General features: G+C 60.5%; 17 protein-coding genes. 6 read left to right on the forward strand and 11 right to left on the reverse strand.

Features of this window, described 5'->3' with window-relative positions; translation table 11 throughout:
• The first annotated feature begins 572 nt into the window (after positions 1-572).
• Both FHX06_RS12545 and FHX06_RS12550 read left to right on the forward strand, forming a co-directional pair.
• On the forward strand, positions 573-5,720 hold the full coding sequence (locus FHX06_RS12545; protein ID WP_183879492.1) for a DUF4082 domain-containing protein: 5,148 nt from the start codon (positions 573-575) through the stop codon (positions 5,718-5,720).
• 89 nt (positions 5,721-5,809) lie between these two features.
• Positions 5,810-6,994 (forward strand): GTP-binding protein, encoded by a 1,185-nt coding sequence (locus tag FHX06_RS12550; protein WP_049800918.1) that lies wholly within the window; start codon positions 5,810-5,812, stop codon positions 6,992-6,994.
• 10 nt (positions 6,995-7,004) lie between these two features.
• Here FHX06_RS12550 and FHX06_RS12555 read toward each other — a convergent pair whose 3' ends face one another.
• From FHX06_RS12555 to FHX06_RS12575, 5 genes are all read right to left on the reverse strand, one after another.
• Positions 7,005-8,186: a M20 aminoacylase family protein gene (locus FHX06_RS12555; protein ID WP_018115310.1), complete on the reverse strand. Its 1,182-nt coding sequence runs from the start codon at positions 8,184-8,186 to the stop codon at positions 7,005-7,007.
• A gap of 85 nt (positions 8,187-8,271) precedes the next feature.
• Complete coding sequence (locus tag FHX06_RS12560; RefSeq protein WP_018115311.1) at positions 8,272-9,051, reverse strand: amino acid ABC transporter ATP-binding protein; 780 nt, start codon at positions 9,049-9,051, stop codon at positions 8,272-8,274.
• Positions 9,048-9,989 (reverse strand): amino acid ABC transporter permease, encoded by a 942-nt coding sequence (locus tag FHX06_RS12565; protein ID WP_029616495.1) that lies wholly within the window; start codon positions 9,987-9,989, stop codon positions 9,048-9,050. The genes FHX06_RS12560 and FHX06_RS12565 overlap by 4 nt, the downstream gene beginning before the upstream one ends.
• Positions 9,986-10,879, reverse strand: coding sequence for an ABC transporter substrate-binding protein (locus tag FHX06_RS12570; protein ID WP_018115313.1), 894 nt, complete (start codon positions 10,877-10,879; stop codon positions 9,986-9,988). The genes FHX06_RS12565 and FHX06_RS12570 overlap by 4 nt, the downstream gene beginning before the upstream one ends.
• A 45-nt stretch (positions 10,880-10,924) precedes the next feature.
• Positions 10,925-11,896, reverse strand: coding sequence for a nitrate ABC transporter substrate-binding protein (locus FHX06_RS12575; RefSeq protein ID WP_183879494.1), 972 nt, complete (start codon positions 11,894-11,896; stop codon positions 10,925-10,927).
• Between the two features lie 100 nt (positions 11,897-11,996).
• Between FHX06_RS12575 and FHX06_RS12580 the strand changes: the two genes are divergently transcribed.
• Positions 11,997-13,325, forward strand: coding sequence for a PLP-dependent aminotransferase family protein (locus FHX06_RS12580; RefSeq protein ID WP_112971792.1), 1,329 nt, complete (start codon positions 11,997-11,999; stop codon positions 13,323-13,325).
• A 55-nt stretch (positions 13,326-13,380) separates the two neighbouring features.
• On the opposite strand, the gene FHX06_RS12585 is transcribed toward FHX06_RS12580, so the two are convergent.
• From FHX06_RS12585 to FHX06_RS12610, 6 genes are all read right to left on the reverse strand, one after another.
• Positions 13,381-13,632, reverse strand: coding sequence for a hypothetical protein (locus FHX06_RS12585; RefSeq protein WP_112971791.1), 252 nt, complete (start codon positions 13,630-13,632; stop codon positions 13,381-13,383).
• A gap of 93 nt (positions 13,633-13,725) precedes the next feature.
• Positions 13,726-14,445 carry a TfuA-like protein gene (locus tag FHX06_RS12590; protein ID WP_183879496.1) on the reverse strand — a complete coding sequence of 240 codons (720 nt, stop codon included), beginning with the start codon at positions 14,443-14,445 and terminating at the stop codon, positions 13,726-13,728.
• Positions 14,442-15,599, reverse strand: coding sequence for a YcaO-like family protein (locus FHX06_RS12595; RefSeq protein WP_183879924.1), 1,158 nt, complete (start codon positions 15,597-15,599; stop codon positions 14,442-14,444). Before FHX06_RS12595 ends, FHX06_RS12590 begins: the two co-directional genes overlap by 4 nt.
• A 47-nt stretch (positions 15,600-15,646) precedes the next feature.
• Entirely contained in the window at positions 15,647-15,865 is a 219-nt protein-coding gene (locus FHX06_RS12600; protein ID WP_183879498.1) for a hypothetical protein, read from the reverse strand.
• Between the two features lie 12 nt (positions 15,866-15,877).
• A complete protein-coding gene (locus FHX06_RS12605) occupies positions 15,878-17,716 on the reverse strand; it encodes a peptide antibiotic resistance protein (RefSeq protein WP_183879500.1) in 1,839 nt (612 codons plus the stop codon).
• 8 nt (positions 17,717-17,724) lie between these two features.
• A complete protein-coding gene (locus FHX06_RS12610; RefSeq protein ID WP_112546370.1) occupies positions 17,725-18,159 on the reverse strand; it encodes a helix-turn-helix domain-containing protein in 435 nt (144 codons plus the stop codon).
• A 559-nt stretch (positions 18,160-18,718) separates the two neighbouring features.
• Between FHX06_RS12610 and FHX06_RS12615 the strand changes: the two genes are divergently transcribed.
• The 3 genes from FHX06_RS12615 to FHX06_RS12625 all read left to right on the forward strand — a co-directional run bounded on the left by FHX06_RS12615 (position 18,719) and on the right by FHX06_RS12625 (position 21,248).
• Positions 18,719-19,405 carry a dimethylsulfonioproprionate lyase family protein gene (locus FHX06_RS12615; RefSeq protein ID WP_183879502.1) on the forward strand — a complete coding sequence of 229 codons (687 nt, stop codon included), beginning with the start codon at positions 18,719-18,721 and terminating at the stop codon, positions 19,403-19,405.
• Positions 19,406-19,525: 120 nt separating this feature from the next.
• Complete coding sequence (locus FHX06_RS12620) at positions 19,526-20,809, forward strand: cystathionine gamma-synthase family protein (RefSeq protein ID WP_113145099.1); 1,284 nt, start codon at positions 19,526-19,528, stop codon at positions 20,807-20,809.
• 127 nt (positions 20,810-20,936) lie between these two features.
• A complete protein-coding gene (locus FHX06_RS12625; RefSeq protein WP_113115711.1) occupies positions 20,937-21,248 on the forward strand; it encodes a DUF2934 domain-containing protein in 312 nt (103 codons plus the stop codon).
• Positions 21,249-21,279 lie beyond the last annotated feature (31 nt).

Raw genomic sequence — 21,279 nt, forward strand, 5'->3', positions numbered from 1 at the left:
ATGCAGCCGAAATCTTTCGATTCGGCATGCTGTCACGGCGGCGCAGAGCCTATATCGTTACGGCTCAGCATCAATACTCCGAACGGGCGAAGATTGCGCCAAACGATAGCTCTTTCGGATGGGAAAGACCCCGGCCTTGTCGTGGTGCTCAATTTTGAGGCCGTGCATCGATTTTGGACGGCGTCTCGGAGGAAGGGATCCGGAGCACATCGTTCGAAGCGGCCTCGGGTGTCGTCTCGTTGCCCGTTGCTCGGAAGAGCGACTTACGTTCCGCGAAGAGGATTTGGCAATGGAGAGCGACTGATTGCCAGTTGCTAAGTCTCCAAGGCAGCAAGCTTTGCCGGGTTTGCCAGCAACGATTCGCAATGCGAAGCAGATCCGACCGTCGCACCGCTCGTCCCTCGGCGAAAGGCAAGTTACGGCTCTGCGCAAAAGGCCGTTTGCCTTAAAGGATGCCGCCTCTAGGTCAAAATGGGTAGGATATACTCGTCCATTTTCGATTATAATTGGAGGTCCGCGTATCGAACGATCCTCATAGATTTGGTCCTGACAATTTCGCGAGAGGGCACGCCATGTATCGCAACGCTCGCCGGTGGGCTTCGCGCTCACTTCTGCTGGATTCGTGGGCTCCCCGTTGGTTGGGTGTCGGTGGAAAGGCAAAGCATGGTAAGAACGCCGAGCGGCCCGAGGATAGTGCTCAGCTTGCCACCTCCGTGCAGACAACGGGCGAAACCACGGGCAGCACCCTTGTCGGCAGTCCCGACGACAGCTCTGCGCTCAGCGGACATGATAAAGAATCAAGAGCGGACGCGATCGGCGAAGCAGATCTTCAGAGCGATCTGGACCCCGTGTCCCCATCCTTGGCCGAGGCTTTCGCGGCCGCGCGCGAAACGGGCGTTCGAAGCGGAGGCTTAGCCGCGTCTGTCCTGTCGGCCCATGGACCGGTTTTTGCAGCTTTTGGGCAGAACGCGAATGGTTACCGCAGTTATGCCGGCATTGGCACCATGGGCGAGGATCCCCTGGCCCCGTATCTGCCGCAGAGCCCCGGACCGGCAGTATCAGGACAAGGTTCCGCTGCCGTAGCAGGCGGGCGCTCTCACTCCGGCAAGGTGGTCATCCTCGAATCGAGCCCGTCGGCAGCAGCGGTGGCTGCACATCACGGCGGATCGAATTCACTGGCGTTCGGCATGCCTTTCGGTGTCTGCGGCTGCGGCTACTTCACATCCCCCACGCGGATTCTCGATTGGGCCCATGGCGGCGCCCTGCTTCAGCAGGATGGTCAATTGCCGGGGACAAGGCTGACCGAAGGGCCGGACTATGTAGCCACGATCAAGCGAGCCATCGGCGCATCAGTCAGCGACCCGCTTCTCGATCGCAACTTATCCCCGCTGTCGAACTGGCGGGCGACCGTTACCTCGACGAATTTGTCGAACTTCAACGGATCGTTGCCCGGCGGCGGAGAAATGGGAACGTTAACCGGCACCAAGGGTCGAGGGGTCCTTTCCGGCTCGGTCACCACACCCCCGATCACGCAGCGGTCTTTGGCGACGCAAAGTCTGGCAGCCGCAGCGGCGCCCGCCAACAAGGTCGTGGCGGAAAATCTGCTGCAGGGCAATCCGGAGAGCGAGTGGGGCATCGACGGCGCCGGCAGCTCCAATATCGAGGGATTCGCGACCGATATCAGCGTCGATAACGGTAAGACGATCAGCTTCAAGATCGACACCGATTCCAACAATTACAGGATCGATATCTACCGCCTCGGCTATTATGGCGGCATGGGTGCGCGCAAGGTCACGACCATTCAGCACACCGGCGTGCAGAACCAACCCAATCCGTTGCGCAATGCCACGACCGGCACCGTGGATGCCGGTAACTGGGCCGTGTCGGCCTCTTGGACCGTGCCTGAAGATGCCGTTTCAGGCGTTTATATCGCCAAGCTCGTGCGACAGGACGGCACCTTCGGCGAAAATCAGATCCCTTTCATCGTGCGCGACGACGACAGCCACAGCGATATCGTCTTCCAGACCGCTGACCAGACCTGGCAAGCCTATAACGGCTGGGGTGGTGCAAACTTCTACGGCGGCAATGGTCCGGCAACGGGGCAGGGCGCTGGTCGCGCCTATGCTGTCAGTTACAACAGGCCGATTGCGACCCGTGGCGGGGTTGGCACGTATGCCGGTCCGCAGGACTACCTGTTCGGCGCTGAATATGCAGGTATCTACTGGCTGGAGCAGAACGGCTACGATGTTTCGTACCTGTCAGGTGTGGACGTCGACCGCTATGGCAGCCTGCTGCTCAATCACAAGACCTATATTGATGCCGGGCATGACGAATACTGGTCCGGTCAGCAGAGGACGAATGTCGAAGCCGCGCGCGATGCGGGCGTCAACCTGATGTTTTGGAGCGGTAACGAGGTCTATTGGCGCACCCGTTGGGGCAATGCCTACAGCGCCGACGGCACGCCTTATCGGACCCTGATTTCCTACAAGGAGACCTGGTCGCCCGGCGCCAGCATCGATCCTTCCAACCAGTGGACGGGTACCTTCCGCGATCCGCGTCTCAGCCCACCCGCGATCGGCGGCGGAAACCCGGAAAACTCGCTGACCGGGCAGTTGTTCAAGGTCGATGATGTCGGCAGCAATCTCAGCGCGATCACCGTTGGATATGATGATGCCAACCTGCGTTTCTGGCGCAATACCAGCGTCGCCAATCTTCAGCCCGGCCAGACGGCAACGCTGACCAAGAACTATCTTGGCTACGAATGGGACGAAGCGCCTGACAACGGCTTTGATCCGGCCGGCCTCGTCAAGCTGTCGTCGACGACGCTTCCGGTCAGCACCTATTTGCTCGATTACGGAAACACGACCGGCAACGCGACCGCGACCCACAATCTGACGCTCTATCGTGCGCCGAGCGGCGCACTGGTGTTCGGCGCCGGCACCGTCTACTGGACATGGGGCTTAAGCAACAATCACGATAACGAGGCAACCCCGACCGATCCCCGCGTACAGCAGGCAATGGTCAATCTGCTGGCCGACATGGGCATTCAGCCCGGGACGCTGCAGTCCGGCCTTGTCGCCACGACAGGCTCCACCGATCACGTCGCACCGACTTCCATCATCACCGTGCCATCAACGGCGACCGTTGGCTCTACAGTTACGATCACCGGGACCGCCACCGACACGGGCGGCGGCGTCATTGCCGGTGTCGAGGTCTCGACCGACAATGGGGCGAGCTGGCATCCGGCGACGGGCGATGAGAACTGGACATATACATGGTCGCCGCAGGTGGCGGGCAGCTACACGATCCGGTCACGGGCCGTCGACGACAGCATCAACCTTGAGACCCCTTCGGCGGGACGCACGGTTACCGTCACCGGGGCGAGCTACACGTCGCTCTTCGGCTCGGCGACGCCGGCTGTCGTCAACACCGATGATACGTCGGCTGTTGAGCTCGGGGTCAAATTTCAGACCTCCGCGGCGGGCACCGTCACCGGCATTCGCTTTTACAAGGGCAGCCAGGATACCGGCACGCATACCGGTTCACTCTGGTCGAGCACCGGTACGCGGCTTGCGACTCTCACCTTCACGAACGAAACTGCCAGCGGCTGGCAGATCGCCTACTTCTCGAGCCCGGTGGCGCTGACGGCCGGGCAGACCTACACGGCGTCCTACCACACCGACACCGGCCACTATTCGACAACCGCCAATTACTTCGTCTCCAACGTGACGAGCGGCTCCCTGACGGCGCCGGCCAGTGGCAACGGCGTATATGCTTATGGCAGCAACAGCCTCTTTCCTACGAGCACCTTCGAACAGACCAACTATTGGGTCGACGTGATGTTCACCACGCCGGGCTCCAACACGACGCCAACGGCGGTTGCCGATGCTGGCGACGCGACCGAGAAGGGTGGGGTTGCCAATGGTTCGGGCGGTGCGGTTGCGAGCGGCAACGTGCTGACCAACGACACCGATCCGGATGCCGGCGACACCAAGACGGTCACGGCCGTGGTCTTCGGTTCGACATCGGGCACGCTCGGCACGGCGCTGAACGGCACCTATGGCAGCCTCGTGCTTAATGCATCGGGTGCCTACAGCTATGCCATCAACGAGACCAATACCGCCGTCCAGGGACTGCGCCAGTCGACCAATACGCTGAGCGATGTCTTCAGCTACACGATGCGTGACACGGCCGGGGCCACCGCCACGGCCAGCCTGACCATCACCATCCATGGCGCCAATGACGCACCGGTGCTGGCCGTCCAGACGGCGACCCAGAATGCCACCGTCGGCTCTGCCTTCTCCTTCGCGGTTCCGACCACGACCTTCACCGATGTCGACAGCGGCGAGACGCTGACCTACTCGGCAACGGCCGCCGACGGTACGGCACTGCCCACCTGGCTGAGCTTCAACGCCACGACCCGGACGTTCAGTGGTACGCCGACGACGGGCGGAAGCTATGGCGTCAAGGTAACGGCGACTGATCTCGGCGGTCTCGCAGCCAACGAGACCTTCAGCATCGCCGTATCGACGCCCGGCAATGCGACGCCAACGGCGGTTGCCGATGCGGGTGACGCGACCGAGAAGGGTGGGGTTGCCAATGGTTCGGGCGGTGCGGTTGCGAGCGGCAACGTGCTGACCAACGACACCGATCCGGATGCCGGCGACACCAAGACGGTCACGGCCGTGGTCTTCGGCTCGACATCGGGCACGCTCGGCACGGCGCTGAACGGCACCTATGGCAGCCTCGTGCTCAATGCATCGGGTGCCTACAGCTATGCCATCAACGAGACCAATACCGCCGTCCAGGGACTGCGCCAGTCGACCAATACGCTGAGCGATGTCTTCAGCTACACGATGCGCGACACGGCCGGGGCCACCGCCACGGCCAGCCTGACCATCACCATCCATGGCGCCAATGACGCACCGGTGCTCGCCGTCCAGACGGCGACCCAGAACGCCACCGTCGGCTCTGCCTTCTCCTTCGCGGTGCCGACCACGACCTTCACCGATGTCGACAGCGGCGAGACGCTGACCTACTCGGCAACGGCCGCCGACGGTACGGCGCTGCCCACCTGGCTGAGCTTCAACGCCACGACCCGGACGTTCAGTGGTACGCCGACGACATCAGGCACCTATGGTGTGAAGGTAACGGCGACCGATCTCGGTGGTCTCTCGGCCAACGAGACCTTCAGTGTCGCAGTGTCGGCAGCACCAACGACCTACAGCCTGTTCTCCGCCTCCAGCACGCCGACCCAGACGAACCTCAACGATGGCCAGCAGCTTGAGTTGGGCGTCAAGTTCCAGTCGAATGTTGGCGGCGACATTACCGGCATCAAGTTCTATCGCAGCGCCAACGACAACGGACAAAACGTCGTCGACCTGTGGAGTTCCACCGGCACCAAGCTCGCGACAGCCACCTTCACCAACACCACGGCAAGCGGCTGGCAGACGGTCAACTTTACAACACCCGTCACCATCACAGCCAATACCACCTATGTCGCCTCCTATCACACAACAGGCGCTTACGTCGCGACGGATGCCTTCTTCAACAATGCCGTGACAAATGGTCCGCTGACGGCCCAGTCCAGTGCCGCGGCCGGCGGCAACGGTGTCTACGCTTATGGCGGATCGGCGACCACGGGGCTCTTCCCGAGCAATACCTATGATTCAGCCAATTACTATGCCGATGTGATCTTCCGCCCGCAGCTTGCCGCATGACCTATCACAAGGAGATTACGAAGGATTCGAAGGAGGCTTATACGACGCAAACGCCAATCGCTCCGGGCGGCCATATCCAGGGCATGCCGATGAACAGGATCGAGCGGCTGCCGGTGACCGTGCTTGCCGGCTTTCTGGGTGCTGGCAAGACGACGCTTCTCAGTCACGTCCTGAACAACCGGGAGGGTTTGCGGGTTGCCGTCATCGTCAACGACATGAGTGAAGTGAACATAGACGCAAGCCTCATTCGAGACGGCGGCTGCAACCTTTCGCATACGACGGAGGCATTGGTCGAGCTCAGTAACGGCTGCATATGCTGCACCTTGCGCAACGACCTGCTGACGGAAGTGCGGCGACTGGCCGAAGAGGGGCGGTACGATTATCTGTTGATCGAGGGTACTGGCATCGCCGAGCCCCGCCCAATCGCAGCAACATTTTCCTTCCGCGATGAAAACGGTGTTTCGCTTTCCGATTTTGCCAGGCTCGACACGATGGTCACTGTGGTCGACGCCGCGAACCTGTTAGCCGACTACGGTACTGCCGATCTGCTTGCCGACCGCGGCCTGCAACGCGACGGCGAGGACCGCCGCACCCTCATTGACCTGCTGGTCGACCAGATCGAGTTTGCCGATATTGTGGTTATCAACAAGATCTCGGACGCGACTGAAGAGATCCGCGCGGAGGTCCGCAAGATCGTTGCGTCCCTCAACCCCGATGCACGCCAGGTGGAGACGGATCTCGGCAAGGTCTCCCTGGCAGCAGTTCTCAATACCGGCCTTTTCGATGAAGAAAAGGCCGCTGCGCATCCCTTGTGGCACAAGGAACTGTACAGCCCGGGCGAACATGTTCCGGAGACGGAGGAATATGGGGTATCGAGCTTTGTCTACCGCACGCGGCGTCCCTTCGACCCCAAGCGGTTTCGCGCATTCCTCGACGAGCCCTGGCCGGGAGTGCTTCGCGCCAAGGGCCATTTCTGGCTTGCCACACGTCCGCGCCACGTAGGCCTGATGTCGGCTGCCGGGGTGCAACGTCGGTGCGAACCCATGGGTCTCTGGTGGGCGGCCGTTCCGCGACAGGATTGGCCGAACCATCAACAGTTTCAACAACACCTGCAGAGCCGATGGGACAGCGCCTGGGGCGACCGCCGGCAGGAACTGGTATTCATCGGCGTTGGCATGGACGAGACGGGCGTGCGGACCGCACTGGACGATTGCCTCGCGAGTGCCGACCCGCGCGACTGGGCGGACCTCGAAGATCCGTTCCCGGCCTGGTAGGCGAAAGCTCTCAGTCGTCGAGATAGCGTTCAGTTAGCCGTGCCCACATCGCGGCGCCCGCCGTCAGGGATTTGTCGGCAAAGTCGTATTTGGCGCTGTGCAGGATCGCGGATTCCACACCGTTGCCGAGCCGCAAGAAACTGCCGGGTTTGTGCTCGAGGAAATGCGAGAAGTCCTCACTACCGGGGATGAGGTTGCAGAGGGCTACCTTGTCGGCACCGACCAGCTCTTCTGCAACCTTGCGGGCGAATTCGGTTTCCGTCTCCGAATTGACGACCACGGGGTGTCCGCGCGTGTATTCGATTTCCGCGGTTGCGCCGTAACCGTCTGCAATCGTCTCAGTGAGCCTGCGGATCCTGGCCTCCAAGGTGTCGCGCACCTTCGGATCGAAGGAGCGGATGCTGAGCAGTAGTTTTGCGCTTTCGGGGATGACGTTTGCGGCTTCGCCGGCGTGGATTGCGCCGACCGTGACGACGGCGGTCTGCGTCGGATCGATGCTCCGGGAGACGACCGATTGCAGGCTGACGACGAGGTTGCAGGCAACGACCACCGGATCGACGGTCAGATGCGGCCGCGAGGCGTGGCCGCCCTTGCCCCTGATGACGATCTCGGCGCTGTCGGCAGCGGCCATCAGCGGGCCCGATCGCATCAGCCAGGTGCCCTCGGGTGCGCCCGGATGATTGTGCAGACCGAAAATGACGTCGAAGGGGAAGCGTTCGAACAGCCCGTCGGCGATCAAGGCGGGTGCGCCACTCAATGCGCCTGCCTCTTCAGCGGGCTGGAAAATCAGATTGACGGTGCCGTTGAAGCGGCGCGTGCGCGCCAGATATTCGGCTGCACCGAGAAGGATCGTCGTGTGGCCGTCATGCCCACAGGCATGCATCTTGCCGGCAACCGTGCTGGCATAGGGGCGACCGGTCTCCTCTGTGATCGGCAGGGCGTCCATGTCGGCGCGGATGGCGATGCTCTTCTTTCCGGCTCCGACCGTCATGCGCGCAACCACGCCATGGCCCCCGACATTGCGGGTCACTTCATAGCCCCAGGATTCGAGCTTTTCAGCAACGAAACGGGCTGTTTCGGTTTCCTCGAAGGAGAGCTCGGGGTGGGCGTGGAGATGCCGGCGGATGGCCGTCAGCTCCGCTTCCATAGGTTCGAAATCGGAGAGGCGGGCAAAATCATTGTCGAGGGACATGGCAATTCCAGTTTGATGGGCGCGGTATCGCCGGCCGGCTCACGCTAAAGCCAGCCCGCAGGGCAAGAGCATGGGAGCCGCCGCGCTAGATGAAGCGCGACAGGAAGCTTCTGGTACGGGGGTGCTGCGGGTTGCCGATCACGTCTTCCGGCTTGCCCTGTTCCACGACCTTGCCGCCATCCATGAAGACGACGCGGTCGGCCGCTTCCCGCGCAAAACCGATCTCATGGGTGACGACGATCATCGTCAGACCCTGATTTGCCAGATCCCGCATGGTAGCGAGAACCTCGCCGACCAGCTCGGGGTCAAGTGCCGAGGTCGGCTCGTCGAAGAGCATCAGCTTCGGCTTGATGGCCAGCGCTCGGGCAATCGCCACGCGCTGCTGCTGGCCGCCGGAAAGCTGACGCGGATAGCTGTCGGCCTTGGCCGAAAGCCCGACCCGTTCGAGCAGTCTGAGGGCATTTTCGGTTGCGACCTTTCGGCTTTCGCCATGTATGCCGACCGGTGCCTCGATGATGTTCTGCAGCGCCGTCATATGCGGGTAGAGATTGAACTGCTGGAACACCATGCCGATCTTGCGCCGCTGCAGAGCGATCGCATGGTTCGACAGCTGCAGCAGCCGGTCCTTGTGCAGGCGGTAGCCGATCTGTTCGCCGTCCACCTCGATCGAACCCTGATTGATGGATTCGAGGTGGTTGATACAGCGCAGGAACGTCGACTTGCCGGAGCCGGAGGGTCCAAGGACGACGACGACCTCGCCGGGCGCAACGTCGAGATCGATGCCCTTCAGCACTTCCAGATCTGCGAAGGACTTGTGGACATTGCGTGCCTTGACGAGAGGCTCGATCGTGGAGATCTCGTTCATGCGCCTGCCTCCGTTGCCTGTGCCATGATGGCAGATTCCTTTACAGGCTTGGCAGCACCCGTGCGGCGATCGCCGCGGCTGTAATAGCGCTCGATATAGGCCTGACCGACATTGAGGACCGACGTGATGAGCAGGTACCAGAGGACGGCGACCAGCAGCATCGGCACGATCTCGAAGGTGCGGTTGTAGATCGACTGCACCGAATAGAGGAGATCGGCCATGGCGATGACGCTGACGAGGGAGGTGGCCTTGATCATGCTGATCAGCTGGTTGCCGGTCGGCGGAACGATCGAGCGCATGGCCTGTGGGATGATGATGCGGCGAAGCGCGCGGATGCGCGTCATGCCGAAGGCTTCAGCCGTCTCGAACTGACCCTTGTCCACCGAAAGCAGGCCACCGCGGATGATTTCCGCCATATAGGCGGACTCGTTAAGGGCGAGTCCCGCGATCGCGGCCGTCATCGGGCTGATCACCGAATTCGTATCCCAGCTCATGAAAGTCGGGCCGAAGGGGATGCCGATCGACAGCGTCGGAAAGAGCGTCGAAAGATTGTACCAGAAGATCAACTGCACCAGGAGCGGTGTTCCGCGAAAGAACCAGATGAACAGAGAGGCGAGGGTGCTTGCGAGGTGATCCCTGGACATTCTCGCGACGGCCAGCACGAGGCCGAGAGCGATGCCGATGATCATCGCAACAACCGTCAGGCCAAGCGAGACGTAAAGGCCGCTGATGACGGTCGGGTCGAAGAAATAGTGTGCGACGACCGGCCAGCCGAAGTTCTCGTTGTGCGCGACCGACCAGGCGCAGTAGGCGGCGATCGCAAGCGTGATGGCCCAGGCCGCAACGCGGCCTTTGGGGAAGGGCTTGTGGGCATGGGCCACGTCCCGGCTTCTCGCATCGCCAGGGGGCGATGCGAGTGTTTGCGTTTGTGTGCTCATTTCGGAAGCGTCCCACCGAGGTTGATGCCAGGCTCCTTGATCATGTTGTTCTCAAGGCCCCACTTCTTCATGATCGCGGCATAGGTGCCGTTGTCCATCAGCACCTTGACTGCGTCACGCAGGACCGGGCCGAGGGGCGAGCCCTTTGCGACAACCGCGCCTTGGTAGAGGTTCTCGAAGCCGTTCTTCTGTCCGACACCTGTCAGTTCCAGCTGGCCGTTGGCCTGGGACACGAAATAGGTGAGCGGTGCCTGAGAGGAGAAGAAGGCATCCGACCGCTTGGAGCGGACGGCCAGGATCGAGCTCGGCTGGTCGGTGAAGGACTGCACTTCAATCGCGCCCTTGCCATCGGTCTTGCACTTTTCAGCCTGCACCTGGATGACCTTTTCGGCCGAGCCGCCGGCCATGACGGCAATGCGGTTGCCGCAAGCGGTATCGAGGGAGCTGATACCTTTCGGATTGCCCTTCTGCACCGAGAAGACCACGAATTCCTGCACCCAGTCGACGAAGTCGTTAGACTCTTCGCGGCTCTTGAAGTCGCCGACGGGACCGAAGGCAAACTGGTAACGGCCAGAATTCACACCGGCGAGCAGCGCCGGCAGGCCGCCGACGGTCTCATGCTCGATCTTGACCCCGAGAATCTGGCCGAGCGCATCGGTGAGATCGGCGCTTGCGCCGGTCATCTCGGTGCCCGTGACGATTTCATAGGGAGGGAACGAGCCATTGTTGACGGAGATCATCTTGCCGGACGTGCGGATCGCTTCGGGCAACTGCGCATGGAGCGCATCGTTGACCGAAAGCTTGGGCAGGGCCGCGTCTTCAGCGAAGGCCGTTCCCGAGATCATCACCGCGCTCGTCAGAGCAAGGTATGCAATTTTCCTGATCGACATTGTTCATTCCCCTGTTTGGTTCGAATTATGCGTTTCGTCTTGCGTTCAACCGATGCGGCTACCGTCCACATCGAAGGAGAAGAGATCCTCCGGCGTCATCAGCTGCGGCAGGATGCCCTGGACGTGAAGCTCGTTGGCGAAATCGGCGATCATCTTGCGGTTGACCGCAAAGCCGCTGGCCTCCCAGCCGGCCGGGAGCTCGGCCGCAGACTTCAAAAGCTCGTCCATCATGAAGGGCGAGGTGTCTGCGTATTTGCGGCGTTTGCTCAGCCACATCCGCTGCGATTCATCGATCAGCTTGCTGAGTTCTTCGATCACCCACGGGTTCTGCGCGACGATGCCCGCTTTGATGCCGATCAGATGCATGCCAGGAACATAGCCCACATCGGCGAAATATCGACGTTCGGCACTTCTGAAATCGGAAACGACCTGCCGGAACGGCGATCCGCCGCCGAAGTAGCCTTCAGGCATGAAAGGCGTGAAGATCGCGTCAAGGAAGCCTTCCTCGAGCAGGTCGACCATGGGACGCTCACCGGGAGCCGCTTCGATGCGGCCGGGCCGACCGAACCCGTCGAGGCGATCGACGACGGGATGGGCTTGCGTCAGGCGGCCCGCATACCACATGGCATCCTCGACGCCGACACCCTCGCGGCGCAGCGCCGCTCTGGTCCATGTGTTTCCGGAGTCGCGCCATCCGGTGACGCCGATGCGCTTTCCGGCCAGTTCACCGAGTTCGGTGACGGGGCTGTCCTTGCGGGTGATGATGCAGCGGTGACGGAAGCCGCGCATGATAAAGTTCGGAATGCCGACGACGCTCTCGTCGCCATCGATGCGCAGCTGCGTATAGCGGCTGAAGGACATCTCCGCGACATCGTAGTCGTCGCTCTTGCCGACATGCGAGAGCAATGTGCCGACGCGGTCGACCTTGATGTCAAGCTTGGGAGAGGAGACATCGCCGAGAACCAGGGGCGTCATGTAGTCCCAGTCACGCAGGGCAAGTCGCAGGCTAAGAGGCATTGGCATTCACTCGCAAAGACCTTGTTTTCGAGATAATTAAATGTTCAAATTTGTCTGATCAAATGTTATTACGTTATTGAACATTAAAAGTGGTGATTAAATGAGCGATGTTGTCGATGCGGCGTGGTTTGCCCAAAAATTGACCGATCGGACAATTCGAGGAATTGCGATTGAAACCAGTGCCTTGATCCGGGCCGGGGCGCTTCCCGTCGGGACGAAGCTGCCGCCGATCCGCGATCTCGCCTTTGCGCTCGGAATCAGTCCGGCAACGATCTCAGAGGCCTGGAGCGAGCTGAGACGTCAGAAAATCATTAGCGGCAGGGGACGGAACGGCACCTGGGTGAGCGGCGACCGTTTCGTGGCAAAGCCAGAACGGCTCGGCAGTTCCGGCCGTTATGGAGCCGACGTGCTCGACCTGACATCGGCGGTACCGGATGTCCGGCTTTTGCCGCAGCTTACGCAAGCCATGGCCTACGGAGCGTCGGCGGAAAATCTCAACAGCTATGAGCGGAGCCGTATCCTTCCGGAACTCGAAGAGATTGTGCGAAAGACCTGGCCATACGAACCGGAGGCATTCCTGGCGACGAACGGGGGCTATAACGCAGTCTACACGCTCATCCAGGCGCTCGTCATGCCCGGTGCCTCCGTTGCGATCGAGGATCCGACCGCCATGCGGCTTCTTGATATTCTGGAGGATCGGGGCGTGCGGATCCTTCCGGTCCAGTGCGATAGGGAGGGGCCGCAGCCTGCATCTCTCGAAGCCGCGATGAAGCTGCGGCCCGTCGCCTTCATCTTTCAGCCGCGGCTTCACTCAGTGACCGGTCAGAACGTTAGCAGCGAGCGATTGCAAAGGCTTGGAGACATTCTCGACGGCACCGACACCTTGATCGTCGAGGATGACGGTGTCGCCGACATTTCCACGGCTCCGCGTCATTCACTCGGCGGCCGGTTTGCCGACCGGACAATTCATATTCTCTCTTATTCAAAGACGCATGGTCCGGATCTGAGGCTTGCCGTACTCTCAAGCTCGCGGGCGATCGTCGAACAGATACAGTCCTACCGCAGCTTCAGCGCTGGCTGGACAAGCCGTATTCTCCAGGCGGCCACGGCTTGGCTTCTGAGGGACCCTCTGACGGAAGCCTCGTTGCAGCGCTCTCGTGACATTTATTTCCGGCGTCGGGCCGATCTGGTGGATGCCCTGGGCGAGCGTGGGATCGAGGCGCAGCATGGCAGCGGACTATGCGCCTGGGTGCCAGTCTCATCCGAACCCTTCGCGATGGTCACGCTGGCGGCGCGGGGTATCGCGGTTCATCCCGGTGCGAAATTCTCCATCCTTCCAAGCGCACATCTTCGCGTGGCAACGGCCATCCTATCGGATCGCGTAGATGCCGTGGCCGACTCGATCGCCCTCGCGGCCAGTCCGGCCTAGTCTTCGGCGTCCTGTGGCTTTCGTATAGTCACTGGCGCATCGGCGGTAGGGCGAATCAGTGCAGCTCGATATTCATGTCCGAAAGCAGAGGCTCCAGACCGGGAAGATCCGCATCGGTTGCCCTGCGCAGCTCGCGCGTGACCGCCGTCAATGCCGCGTCGAGAGATTGAGCGCTCGGTCCGATCTTCAAATCTTCAGCGACCGCTTTTGCATAGGTGATCATCCGAGCCAAAGCCATCAGCTCGTCAAGATTATCCATGGCTGCCGCCGATTCGTACAGGCGCTTTCCCGACCCTATGACCGACATATCGATTCTCCAGATTGCCCAGAGGACAATAAGGACAGTTCGGTACCAAAGTGTGTGAAAAACGCGTGAAACACGTTGTGGGTGTATTGGCGCTCAAGCCTTTAAGCGGGTCAGTTGTTCTGACCAAAGCGTGGTTCTTCTGAATTCCCAGTCGCGATTTGTCGACACGCGCTGATCATCCCGGTCGCGAACAGCTTCGAGAAGAGCGAGGGCGTCGATCCGTTTCTGGTCGATCGCGTGCATCCTCAGCATGTCGAGCCAATACTGCTTTTGCGATGCCGGTATTACCGCACATGCGCGAACGATGAGAGCCCAGGTTCTCTTTTTGAAGAAGAGGTTTAGAGCTGCCTGTTCGAGAGCCAGGCGAAAGGCGTTATCGAAGAGCCGCAGCCTTTCCATCTCGTCCAAAGTGCTTCTCACATTGACCATCGGCACGGTCAGCGCTCTGCTGCCCAATTCTATCGGCTCGTGTAGAAGCGCGACATCGGCATCATCGACGACGGCTCCGCTGACATAGTCGTTGTAAATCCGGCCAATGCCGATCATTCCAAACGCCCGGCATTCGGCTGCGCGCAGCGCCCCCATGCTGGCGGCGCCGAGGACCGTGACATTAAGGGAAAGGGCGAAGAGAATTTCCTTATGCCAAACCGGGGCGGTATTCTCAAAGCCGCCGTCTACCAAGCCAATGATGTTGGCGCCATCTTCCACCGCCCTTAGCACATCTCCCTGCACAGCCGGCGGGCGGAGAGCGATATCCGTGCCGGCGTGCTTGGCCGCGTCAGGCAGGCTCGGGCCAACGAAGACGACTTTCACGCGCGCATAGCCCTTGCAAGGGCCCGCTGGCCGAAACGATGAAGCCTGTTGCCTGCCGGGTTTTCAAGATCGGGTATGAATATCTTCACCACCGAAAATGGAAGGTTCGCTGGCGTCAGGGGGAGTGCGATTACCGAGCCGATCCCGCCGGCGCGAAGTCTCTCCAGCAATTCCTGCAACAGATCCGACACGGTCCCGGCTGGTCTTGCGGTGGCGGCCGCAGAGACCGAAGCGGGGACGGCAAGAAAGGCACTGCGGGTCTGTATCGGAAGCGGTGTCGTGAACAGTTCGGGCCAGACATCGTCGCGGGCGCCGCTGATATAGGTCAGTCTCGACTGAAGCGCTTCCGTTACAGCGCGGATTGCCGCTCGCACGCCCCAGGGATGAGCGCCGCTTCCGCCTGTAACCTCGACGAACCGGAGCGGTATTTTGCCGTTGATTGTTGATGGAGCGACGAGCGCGGTAAAGCAGGGGATACCAATATCGCTCGTGATATCGAAGAGTTTCAAGATGAGCCCCGCGGCCTCGATCCTGTCGATCAGGTCTGAGAGCACGACATCGGCAAAACTTCTCGGATCGACGCAGGATGCGTCGCGCTGGTGATCGCTGACGATCTGCCACAGGACGTGGGCATCGCGCTCGATGCGCTCCAGGATGCCATGAAACATTGCCTCTTCCAGCGTATTGCCCGAGGCAAGCCCGTCCGACGACATCCAGAAACGGTTCGGTCGCGTCCGATCGAGGAGGGCGGCATCCTGTGGAACATGGATCGGTCGATCGTGAAGCAATTCGGTCGCCAGGCTCCAGGTCAGCACCTCGTCCTCGGCCACGGTCTGCTCTCCGCTTGCGATCAGGCAATCGAGCGGTTCGACGCGATCGCCTTGGCGTCGCAGGTCACGCGCCGATGAAACCGTAGTGGTGGTGATAGGCTCACCCGCCACAGCGCGCTCCAGGGCTTCCATTGCCGCCGAGACCTTGGCGTCGATATCCTCAAGTCCTTTGCCTTGAGCGATGACAATGGAGCGGGAGTTTGGCGTATAGGCGCACCAGACCGGAAGACCGACACAATCGAGATCGGTCTGTCGTGACAGGCGCGTGATGCCCATCGCCTCCAAATAGGGCGCGACGCGGGACAACGTGTCCCGCGGCGCAATCGTTCGATCGGAATAAAGGTCGGATTGACCGGTCAGCGTCGCGCGCCTTAGCCGTCCACGTGGCCGGAGAAGACCGTATCAGCCGAGGAGACGGCAACTGCGAAATCGACATTCTTGATGAAGACGCCGCCGGCATCGCGCTGCTTGACGGCTGCCGCCAGATCACCGCTGGCAGGCACCTGCACCGGTGTTACGGTGCCCGCGGCGATATCCACGAGCCAGAGTCCCTTTTCGCCTGTTACGCCCAATACAACAACTTTTGCCATAGTATTTCTCCCTTAGGTTTTTGAAAATCCGGCCTTGAAAAGACCGTCCCGGTAAAGCTCTTTTTGCCACCGCTCCTTGAAAGGCACCAAGGCGAGCCATTTCTCGACCTCGAAAGCGGGATTGAGGAGCTCGGCGCGTTGCCGATAAAACTGCGCCCGTTTTCGATCGCCGATCATCGCGCAGCTGGCCGCCGCAATGCGATAGGCTGGTGCCTTGTCCTTCATCCGATCGACAAAGCCGAGCGCGTCTTCGTAGCGTTCAAGGAAGTAGCTCGCCCCGGCCGCGCACCAGAGGTAGGCGTCGGGTGCGATCGGATTGAGCGAGATGGCTTTCTTGATTTTCTCCAGCGCATCTTGCGGCCGCGATGCATGGACCAGTGTGTCCGCATGGCTATAGATCACATCGGCATAATGCGGGCTGAGGCTTTCGGCGAGGTCAAGTGCTGCAACGCTGTCATCGACCGCTCCCCGGTAGAGCTTCGCAACACCCAGTTCCCGATGCCCGGCTGCCGATTCCAGATCCCTCTCTATCGCACGAAGCGCCTGATCTTCCGCAAGCTGCAGCAGGGCGGGATCGCCTTGCGCGGTCACCAGCCACTCGCTGGTGAATGTCCGCGCCAGGCCTGTGAAAGCAGGGGCATAGTCTGGAGAAAAATGCAGTGCGCGCTTGAAGGATTTTCGGGCACGGCGGATGTCCGGCAGGCTGAGCTTGGTGAGCAGGCCTGCGCCTACGAGATAGGAATGATAGGCCTGCGGATCAGCCTCGTTGCGAAGGCGAATGCTTTCATTTCGTTTCAATTGTCCGGAGACGGCGTCGGCAAGTCTCTGGGCAATCGAGCGCCTCTGTGCCGGCAGCGTTTCCACCGCCATGTCAAATCGGGCCGCCCACAAGATCTCGTCGGTTGGAAAATAGATGAGTTGCGCATACAGGCCCTCTCCGGAAAGCCGCGTATCCAGGAGGTAGGAAATCGAGTGCCGCTGAACGATCGTGGCCTTGTCGGAGTCGCGACGAATCTGCTCGGCCGTATGGGGTGCGACGACGGATATGTTGCGCAGGGCGCAGAGCTCGATCGTGACATCCTCGATGAGGGCGTCAGCAATTGACGCCTCCCGCGACAGCGCCGTTGCACCCGGAGGCAGCAGCACAAGCCGCGGTGTTGATGCTGCGGTTATGATTTGCGGAATTCCGGCGTCTTGTTGCTCGGCGATGCGGCTGCTTGCCATTGCCACGGCGCGCGCCGCCTGTGGCCGGTATTGCGAATGATCGTCCGCCGTACCGCGAAGGACCGAGCGGATCTGCTCGTCACCGGGAAAGGCTTCAAGAAGTTGAAGTCCCGAGCGGCGCAGAAGGCGACGTTCCTCGTCATCGCGGATATGATCCGCGGCCTTGACGAAGATATCCCGCAGGGTGAGCAGATGGAGTTGCCGTTCGCGCTCGATCCACCCATCGATTGCTCTGGTTGACGCGTTCAGACCGGGAATGAAGCCACGTTGCACGAGATCGCTGACGGCCGCCAACTGCGCAACCGGCTGTTCTTCCTGGCGCAATATGTCGAGATCAACCGATAGGACATTCTTGTTCAGGGTGACGAAAGGCGGCCCGAAATTCAGGATCTGTTCGTCGGATGTCGTCGTGTCGCGAATGCGCGATATCAGCTTCCGCAAATTGAGATCTGCAAGATGATCTCCCGTCTCGTTCCACAAGAACCGCGCAAGCTCTTGTCGGCTGCGCTGCTGGTCCGGTGAGCAATGCAGATAGGCAAGCATCACCAGGGCCTTGACCGGATAGCGGATCGGTGTGCCCAAGCTGTCCGTCAGTCGCAACTCGCCAAAGGTCTGGAGGTGAACCACAAGAGCCCTCAGGCGCCGGTTTCGGGATGGATGATGTCGTCGCTGTCAGGCTGTGTGCTCCTGGCCAGGCTCTTGGCAAGGGCAACGAGCTTCTGCCGGATAGCCGGGCTCTCTATCGCCATGAAGGCTCGGTTGAGGGCTTGGGCATCCTTCGACGTCAAGAACGCATTCAGATCATCCTTGCCGTTGCTGACAAGGTTATAGGTGGTTGGCTCGGTGTCATTTTCGAAGAAGAATTGAACGGGCACGCCCAATGTCTCGGCGATCGTTTGCAATCGGCTCGCGCCAATGCGGTTTATGCCTTTTTCGTATTTCTGGATCTGCTGGAAGGTGACGCCGATTCGTTCCGCAAGCCCGACCTGCGACAGCCTGAGCAACTTGCGGCGTGCCCGCACCCTGCTGCCGACATAGGTATCGATCGATGTGGGCGACTTGGCCTTCATGGCTGGAACCTCCGGTCAACGGCGATCATTGCGAGGTTTGCGCCAAAATGCAACCGAAAGTAATATAATAATTTCTGTGATCGACGCTGCGGCACCAGTAACGTTTTGTTGAAAATAGCTTTTCTTTATCGGAATCATTCGGTTGAATAACTCTGACCTAGGCCAGGACAGTAAAAATATTGGCTAGGAACTGTAAATCCGGGAAAAGCTTCGCTTGTCCGCTTTCGCGTGCAATAGGGCCGGGTGCTTTCCTCGCAGGATAAGGCGTGGAAGAAAGAGTCCTGGAGTTGGTTTGCGAGAAGGGGTTGCAACGAGCAGCTCCGACGACCGGTCCAAGGTCGCGCAGCCGAACCGACTGGATGAAGTCGTGCATAACAAGGATTGCTCAATGCGCGCCGCGATGGCGCCATTTCGCCAGTATAAAGGCCTGATGTGTCGCCATCCACAAGAGCGCGGACCTCCTTCTTCGTGATCGTCAATTTTGGCTGAGGCAGATTGATCAGAGTCCTTGCCGGATCTGGGTGGGGCACTGTAGGGAAGGTCCTCCACGGAGAACGTTATGGGCAGGACCATCAAACGAGACGCAGATCTACTCATCACCGACGAGAAAGAGCCGGTGAAACACAGGCTGCGCGAGCGAGGTGCTGCCGAACGGCCGGTGGAGCTCGAGAATTTCCTGAACCTGCTGGCCCGCGCGATGCTGCATCCTTCGGCCTCGACGATGGCGAGTTTTGTCGCGGGAAAAGTCTTTCAAAAGCTGGAACGCACGGGAACGCTACGCGACAAGCGGCCCCCGGATACGGGAATTCCTTCAGGCCTCGAAGCGGCTCTTCAAAATGCAATCGCTGCTCGAGACATCTACGCCGAAGTGGCGCAAAGTGTTTGGCGTCTTGCGGAAGCGCTCGTTTGGATCAGAGGCAGAAGCGGACCATTTGCCAGCCTGAATTTTGAAAGAGCCCACGCGCATAGCGTGATTGTTGGCCCGGGCGGCCTGGAAGACCGGGCGGATATCCGGGTCGGCCTGACCTACATGGAACCCTATAGCCGTTTTCCGGATCACGTGCAGCGGTTTTCAAGGGCCTTCCTGCTGCTTTCTCCCTGCGAGCTTTCGATCGCCGGGGAGAGCTGGTTTTCGACCGGAATAGGCGGCGTCTTTGCCGCTGAAGCGGGCCAGTCCTTTGCCATGCGTTGCACCACCACCCCGCTTCTGGCGGTCTGGTGCCACGTTGAAGAGATCGGAAGGTGAATGGCAAATTTGCCGAGCTGGTCGTGAGGGGTGTTTCTCTGTTGCTGCAGCGCTCCAGATATTAGAAAGGCGCAGGCACGTTGTTGATGCCGGAAAGCCGCTAATTGAGGGAGACGTTCCATGACTGCACCGCATCCTCCAAGAACCCATATCGGCAATCATCCTCTGCATCCGGAAACCCAGATGCTCAACTATGGCTATGATCCGGAACTCTCCGAAGGTGCGGTCAAGCCGCCCGTCTTCCTGACGTCCACCTTCGTTTTCAACTCCGCCGAAGACGGTCGCGATTTCTTCGACTATGTCTCTGGCCGGAAAGAGCCGCCGGAAGGCAAGGGTGCAGGTCTCGTCTATTCGCGCTTCAATCATCCCAACAGCGAGATCGTGGAAGATCGTCTGGCGGTCTACGAGCGAGCCGAGAGCGGCGCGGTGTTTTCATCGGGAATGTCGGCCATCGCGACGGTACTGCTCGCCTTCGTTCGTCCGGGAGATGCGATCCTCCACTCGCAACCGCTTTATGGCGGGACGGAAACATTGCTTGCGAAGACCTTCCTCAATCTTGGCGTTGCCGCCGTCGGCTTTGCAGACGGCGTCAGCGAGGCCTCGGTAAAGGCTGCGGCCGAGCAGGCAATGGCCAAGGGCCGCGTTTCGATTATCCTCATCGAGACGCCGGCAAACCCGACCAATAGTCTTGTCGACGTCGCGATGATCCGACGGGTTGCAGATGTGATTGGTCAGAAGCAGGGCCATACACCTATCGTCGCCTGCGATAACACGCTGCTCGGCCCGGTCTTCCAGCGCCCGATAGAGCATGGCGCAGACATTTCCCTCTATTCCCTGACCAAATATGTCGGCGGCCATTCGGATCTGATCGCCGGAGCAGCACTCGGCAGCCGGGCGTTGATCAAGCAGGTGAAGGCGCTTCGCGGTGCCATCGGCACGCAGCTCGATCCGCATTCATGCTGGATGCTCGGGCGCTCGCTCGAAACGCTGCAGATCCGCATGGAGCGGGCCGACAGCAATGCGAAGGCAGTGGCGGATTTCCTGAGGCAGCACCCCAAGGTCGAGACGATCCATTACTTGCCTTACAGCGATCCCGGCTCTGCTGTCGGCAGGACATTCGCTGCCCAGTGCAGCGGCGCCGGTTCGACATTCTCATTCGATATCCAGGGCGGCCAGCCGGCCTCGTTCCGGTTTCTCAACGCGTTGAAAATCTTCAAGCTTGCCGTCAGCCTCGGCGGAACGGAATCCCTGGCCTCGCATCCGGCAACCATGACCCATTCTGGCGTACCGGCCGAGGTACGCCAGCGCATTGGTGTTCTCGATGCAACGATCAGACTGTCGATCGGCATCGAACATCCAGACGACCTCATTGCCGACCTCACCCTGGCACTCGACGCAGCGTAGGTCGCAACCTTCAGCGTCGCTGCCAACAGTGCACCGGAGGAGGCGGGGAAATGCGCGCGTAGCCATTGCCGTTGGAGCGCGGCGCGCCATCTGATTGCTCCTGGCAACAGCTTGACGGGAGGGTCAGATGGCATCGAATGAGGATCGTATCAGACAGCGCGCCTACGAGATCTGGGAACGGGAAGGTCGGCCGCACGGCGAAGATCTGAAGCATTGGCTCCGGGCGTTTCAGGAAATCGCGGCGAGCGGCGAGGCTAACCGTCAGCCCGCCAAGAAGTCTCGCCCAAAAAAGGCCACCACTGCTGGCACTCCTGCGAAGCCGAAAAGCACAGCGAAGGCTAAAAGCGTTGGGAAGACCAAGAGCGATGCCCAGAGTGTTTCTACGACACCTCCGCCGGCGAAGCCCGCCAGAGCTTCCGGGGGCGTCACCAAGCACTGAGGCAATCTGGCCGATATCGCGCGCCGACCTT

It is taken from the genome of Rhizobium sp. BK512 (genome assembly GCF_014194915.1).
Lineage (GTDB): Bacteria > Pseudomonadota > Alphaproteobacteria > Rhizobiales > Rhizobiaceae > Rhizobium.

Coding starts and splice junctions, on each gene's coding strand:
- FHX06_RS12545 (WP_183879492.1), top strand. CDS start 573: ATGTATCGCAACGCTCGCCGGTGGGCTTCGCGCTCACTTCTGCTGGAT.
- FHX06_RS12565 (WP_029616495.1), bottom strand. CDS start 9,989: ATGAGCACACAAACGCAAACACTCGCATCGCCCCCTGGCGATGCGAGA.
- FHX06_RS12620 (WP_113145099.1), top strand. CDS start 19,526: ATGACTGCACCGCATCCTCCAAGAACCCATATCGGCAATCATCCTCTG.
- FHX06_RS12555 (WP_018115310.1), bottom strand. CDS start 8,186: ATGTCCCTCGACAATGATTTTGCCCGCCTCTCCGATTTCGAACCTATG.
- FHX06_RS12600 (WP_183879498.1), bottom strand. CDS start 15,865: ATGGCAAAAGTTGTTGTATTGGGCGTAACAGGCGAAAAGGGACTCTGG.
- FHX06_RS12585 (WP_112971791.1), bottom strand. CDS start 13,632: ATGTCGGTCATAGGGTCGGGAAAGCGCCTGTACGAATCGGCGGCAGCC.
- FHX06_RS12625 (WP_113115711.1), top strand. CDS start 20,937: ATGGCATCGAATGAGGATCGTATCAGACAGCGCGCCTACGAGATCTGG.
- FHX06_RS12580 (WP_112971792.1), top strand. CDS start 11,997: ATGAGCGATGTTGTCGATGCGGCGTGGTTTGCCCAAAAATTGACCGAT.
- FHX06_RS12570 (WP_018115313.1), bottom strand. CDS start 10,879: ATGTCGATCAGGAAAATTGCATACCTTGCTCTGACGAGCGCGGTGATG.
- FHX06_RS12610 (WP_112546370.1), bottom strand. CDS start 18,159: ATGAAGGCCAAGTCGCCCACATCGATCGATACCTATGTCGGCAGCAGG.
- FHX06_RS12615 (WP_183879502.1), top strand. CDS start 18,719: ATGGGCAGGACCATCAAACGAGACGCAGATCTACTCATCACCGACGAG.
- FHX06_RS12550 (WP_049800918.1), top strand. CDS start 5,810: ATGAACAGGATCGAGCGGCTGCCGGTGACCGTGCTTGCCGGCTTTCTG.
- FHX06_RS12560 (WP_018115311.1), bottom strand. CDS start 9,051: ATGAACGAGATCTCCACGATCGAGCCTCTCGTCAAGGCACGCAATGTC.
- FHX06_RS12575 (WP_183879494.1), bottom strand. CDS start 11,896: ATGCCTCTTAGCCTGCGACTTGCCCTGCGTGACTGGGACTACATGACG.